Source organism: Phenylobacterium sp. (genome assembly GCF_031412415.1).
In the GTDB taxonomy this organism is placed as follows: Bacteria; Pseudomonadota; Alphaproteobacteria; order Caulobacterales; family Caulobacteraceae; genus Phenylobacterium.
On record NZ_JANOCX010000449.1, the window covers coordinates 1 to 4,662 of the forward strand.

The 4,662-nt window shown below is 69.1% G+C and carries 4 protein-coding genes and 1 pseudogene; all 5 read right to left on the minus strand.

The window, feature by feature from the left end; translation table 11 throughout:
* Positions 1-51 precede the first annotated feature (51 nt).
* Positions 52-1,227 carry a TrbI/VirB10 family protein gene (locus tag RMO04_RS20815; protein WP_309646683.1) on the minus strand — a complete coding sequence of 392 codons (1,176 nt, stop codon included), beginning with the start codon at positions 1,225-1,227 and terminating at the stop codon, positions 52-54.
* Positions 1,224-1,943, minus strand: a complete 720-nt coding sequence (locus RMO04_RS20820) for a TrbG/VirB9 family P-type conjugative transfer protein (protein ID WP_309646684.1) — start codon at positions 1,941-1,943, stop codon at positions 1,224-1,226. Before RMO04_RS20820 ends, RMO04_RS20815 begins: the two co-directional genes overlap by 4 nt.
* Positions 1,940-2,653 carry a VirB8/TrbF family protein gene (locus RMO04_RS20825; RefSeq protein WP_309646685.1) on the minus strand — a complete coding sequence of 238 codons (714 nt, stop codon included), beginning with the start codon at positions 2,651-2,653 and terminating at the stop codon, positions 1,940-1,942. The genes RMO04_RS20820 and RMO04_RS20825 overlap by 4 nt, the downstream gene beginning before the upstream one ends.
* Positions 2,650-3,855 carry a type IV secretion system protein gene (locus RMO04_RS20830; RefSeq protein WP_309646686.1) on the minus strand — a complete coding sequence of 402 codons (1,206 nt, stop codon included), beginning with the start codon at positions 3,853-3,855 and terminating at the stop codon, positions 2,650-2,652. Before RMO04_RS20830 ends, RMO04_RS20825 begins: the two co-directional genes overlap by 4 nt.
* Positions 3,855-4,662, minus strand: a pseudogene (locus RMO04_RS20835) (VirB4 family type IV secretion/conjugal transfer ATPase); the annotation flags it as partial. The pseudogene RMO04_RS20835 and the gene RMO04_RS20830, both read right to left, overlap by 1 nt.

Here is a 4,662-nt window from a genome sequence, read left to right on the forward strand (position 1 = left end):
GAGCCAGGGGCGCCAGATAGGTGCGCAGATAGATGGCGGCGGGCTCGGCGCTCAAGGGACCGCACCGACGCCGGAAAAGTCGAGGTCGCGACTGACGAAGATGCGGATCGCCTCGCCCTGCGCGACCTTGATGGTCGGCGACACCTGCTCGCCCTGCACCGCGGAGGCCGCGGCGCCGGCCGCCGCGCCAGGCGACCCGATGGAGATCTGGGTCGAGGGCGTCTTGGCCACCGAGGCGACGCCGGCGTTCAGCACCGAAAGCAGGATCGAGCCGCCGAACCGCTGGAAGAAGTGGCGGTTCACATCCCCCTGAAGGCCGCCCCGACCCAGGGCGTCCGTGCCGGGTGAGCCAATCTGGATCGACACCCCGTCGGGCCGGATGATGCGGGTCCAGATCACGAAGGCGCGCGACTGCCCAAGCGCCACAGCGCTCTTGTACTGGCCAATCAGCCGGCTTCCCCGCGGGATCAGCACATGTTTGCCGTCAAAGCTGCGGACGTCTCGGCTGACCACGGCGCGCGTATAGCCCGGCAGATCCGAATTGATCGCGGTCTCCAGCACGGCCGGGATCACGGCGCCCTGGGAGATCAAGCTGTCGAGCCGCCCCATACTCGTGGCCCGGGCCCGTTCCGGAGCCTCGGTGTCGCCGATGCGGGCGGCGAACTGTTCGTCGTCATTGAGCTTAGGCCGCACCGGTTGGCCGGTCCCCGGCTCTGCCGCCCCGAGGGCCGCGGCGGCGGGCGCCGGCGCGCCGCCCCCACCGACGGGTGGTTGTCCGAAGTCCACCACCACGGCGGGCGCTCTGCGGCGGGCGACGAGATCGGCCTGTGGGGCGCTCGAGATCATGAGCGCCGGCGACAGCATGGGCGGGGTCGTGACGAGCGGTGTCGGAATCGCGCTGATGTCGCCGAGATTCGGCGGAAGGCCGCCAAGGGCCATGTCCGCGGGCCCGGCCACGGCCGGCGCGGTCTGGAGCGGCGGGGCGCTGGCGGCGAGCGCCGCCCCGGGCGTGGCGGTCACGAGACTGTCGGGGCGCGCGTCCAGCCGACGAGCGTTCAACCAAGCGAACAGCAGGATGGCGATCAAGCCGAACACCGCCACGATCAGCGCCGCATTCGGGCCTCCCGCGGCGCGGCCGACGCGGGGCTCTGCGTCGACGCTGGCCGCCGCCAGATCGCGGCTTGGCGCGCCGAGCCGCGGGTCGACGTCGGGTGCGGTGCTGGTCATTGGCTTGAGGCTCGCGTGAAGCCGTTGTTGATCACGGTGGCCACCTGCTTGCCGTTGCGAAGGGCGAAGCGCGGCGCGAGCTGTTCGACCACGATATAGCGGCCGCGCACCCCGTAGTTGACGAGGCTCTCGGCGCCGTCGACGCCGACGGCGAAGATCGCCGGAACCGCACCCTGGGCGGGCCACTCGAAATAGGTCATGCGACCATCGTCGAACACCAGCACGGGCGCATTCTCCGCCGCGCCGGTGATGGCGTAGGATCGGTTGACGATGACCGGCGGCGCGTCCGGCTCGGGCGGCAGCGGAACGGCCATGGCCACCTGCGGGTAGGCGAAACGAACAACATAGGGCAGCACGCCTCGGGCGGTCGCCGGCGCCACCCGCAGATCGAAGGCGTAGCGCCGTTGATTGGTCACGACGGTCATGTTCGTCACGGCCGCGCGGTCTATGGGCTTCAGGAACAGCAGGTTGGCTTTGCGATTGGGCGTGACCTGCCAGCCCATGGAATCGCCAATGGACACATTCTCGATCCGCTCGCCCGGCGCGAACTCGAGCATCAGCTGGTAGTTCAAGGCGCCGCGCAGAACCACGACCTGATCGGGGTCGTATTCGACCGTCTGAATGCGCGGATCGACCAGGCCGGGACGCGGCGTCTCCGCCCCGAGGGCGACGAACGGCGTGGCCGCGAGCAGCAGGATCAGGGCGATCGCCTTCATGGCGCGGCGACCGCGGAAAAGACCCCGATCGTCTCGGTGTCTCGACGGTAGGCCGTCACCTGGAATCCAAGCGGGTTGAGGAACCGATCCTCCATGCGCATGGGCGCGCCGGTGTAGCGGAAGGCGACCACCGCGGCATAGGGCCGGCGCTCGCCGGCCAGCGCCCCGCCATCCCGCCGTTCGGTCTCGAAACGGACCAGGGCGCTGCCCTTCGACAGGATCGAGATGCTCTTGATGGTCGTCTGGACCACCGTGGTGGCTGGATAGAGCTTTGCCGGGCTCTGAGGGTTGGAGACCGCCATGGTGCGGATGTAATTGTCCCGCGCCGCGCCGGTCGACCATTGGGTCACCTTGCGATAGTTGGCCTGCAGATCGCCGACATCGAATGTCTCCCGGGCCAGCACGTACTGGGCGAGGAAGGCCTGGGTCACGGCGACATCCTGGGCGAGCGCTCCGGGTCGCAGCGCCTGGGCGGTCTCGATGTAGCCGGTCTGGCGGTCCACGGTGATCGTATAGGGCACCACGGTCTTCAATGGCGCGAGACTGGCCAGGGCGACGGCTTCCAGCACGGCGACTAAGCCCGCCGCGCCCGCCACGATCCAGGCCATGCGACGCGAGGCGCGCAGCGCGCCATGCACGTCCTGGGACCACGACGCGGCGTCCGCGTAGTAGGCCTTGCGATCGGCGGCGGGAGGCTTTTCCGGTTTCATGTATCTCTTCGCAGGCTGCTCGCGGCGCGGCGCGGTTGGGCTGAGCGTCGATAGGTCTGACTGATCGGCGAGACGAGGCGCGTTTCGGACGCCGTCTCACCAAGCCTAGAGGCGTTCACGGCCCGGCGAGGCCCGGCGACGTCCTCGAGCGCACGACTGTCGCGGCGATCCAGGGCGGCGGCCGCGGCGACCACGGTGGCGGCGCGAGAGGGCGGCTCGAATCCCGAGCGCCGGTCCGGCGCCCCGGCGATCAGCGCGCTGGCCGTCGCCGGACTTGCGTCTCGGCGACCGGGGTCCGGCGCGACGGCAGGATCGCGCCACGGGAGCTTGAAGCCCGTTGCGATGACGCCCACCGCCAGCGCTCCAGCCAGGGCCACCGCGGCGAACACCAGGCACAACATGAAGATCGCGATGGCCGGCGCGAGATCGACGACACCCTGCCCCCGCTGGTCCGCAAGCCGGATCAGATGCGGCTCGATGAGGGTCAACTGGCCGACGAGCCCCAGGATCCCAAGCAGCGGCGCGATGGCGAAGGCCACGGAGGCGCGCAGCCAGCCCTCGAACAGTCCGCGGGTGGCGTCGAACAGCAGGAATGCCACGAATACCGGACCCAAGGCGAGAAGCATGCCCAGGACGATCTTGGCCGTGAGCACCGCCCCGAGGCTGGTCATCAGCAGTGTGAGCGCCGAGACGTTTAGCGCCAAGGCGCCAAAGCCCGTCCCGCCCTGCAATGGCGAGACCTGGCCGACGACCCGTTGGGCGAAGAAGGCGGCGGACCTCTGCATTTCATCATAGGCGATCTGCAGGGCGTCGAAGGGGTTGCGCCGGAAGATCGAGCCTGCCGGCTGGATCGCCTCCATCATGCCGGAGGCCAGCTGTTCTGGGCCGCGGAACAGGGTATCGAACACGAGTTGCTGATAGGTGGGCCAATTGGTCGCCAGCGCCAGGACAACACCGATCTTCAGGAAGGTCAGGGTGAGATCACCGATCCGCAGGGGCGACCGGCCGATCATCAGGCGGAACCCCAGGACGGCGACGTAGAGGGTCAGGAGGATGGTCAGGGCCGCGGCGACGGGCGAGTCCGGCCGCGCCAGGGTGGCGTAGCCGGTCTCGACCATGCCCAGTACATTGCAGTCGACGGAGGTCAGCAGACCCTGGACGAGACCCGCGTCAGTGTCGGGAACGGGACAGAAGCCGGCCATCAGGCGCGTTCCAGCAGGCGGGGGAGCCAGACGGCCGGATCCTCCCCAAGATCGCCCCGCAGATCGTCGAGGATGCGGACCGTGCGTTCACGGCCCGACAGCACGGTGAGAAGGTCAGGCTCGCCGGAGAGGTTGAGCCGGGCCACGACGCTGTCGGTCCCGTGCTTGATCAGGAAGCAGCGCGAGGTGTCCGGCAACGACCGGATCAGACTGAACTCATGTTCGGTAAGGCCGAACCCCTCGCAGTAGTCGCGGGCCTGGGCCTTGGGATTGGCCATGAAGATCTGGGTCGCCGCCTGCTCGATGATCGCCGACGCGATACGGCTCTCCAGGGCGTCTTGCGCGCTCTGGGTGGCGAAACCCACCAGCCCATTGCGCTTGCGGATGGTCTTTTCCCAGTCCTTGATCCGGGCGACGAACACCTCGTCGTCGAGGGCCGTCCCGCCCACGTCGATGACGATCAAGGTGGGTTCGCCGTCCAGGCGCTGCTCGACCCTGTGGAACAGGTACATCATGGCCGGTGTGCGAACCGCCGGTTCGTCCAGGATCTGGGTCATGTCGAAGCCCAGGGTGCGCGCCTCGAGGTCCAGCGCGTCCTCGGCGTTGTCGAACAGCCAGGCGCGCTCGCCCTCGCCCCACCAAGGCCGCAGGCGCGCGGCCAGGTCGGCGCCGTCAGGCCGGCGCGCGCCGCGGAACAATTCGGCGAAGTAGCGCAAACGACGATAGGCGGGAGCCTGGTCGAAATTGGCGTCGACCGCCTCTTTGATCGCCGCGATGTCGTCGGGGCTGAGCGCTTCGCCGGGCTGC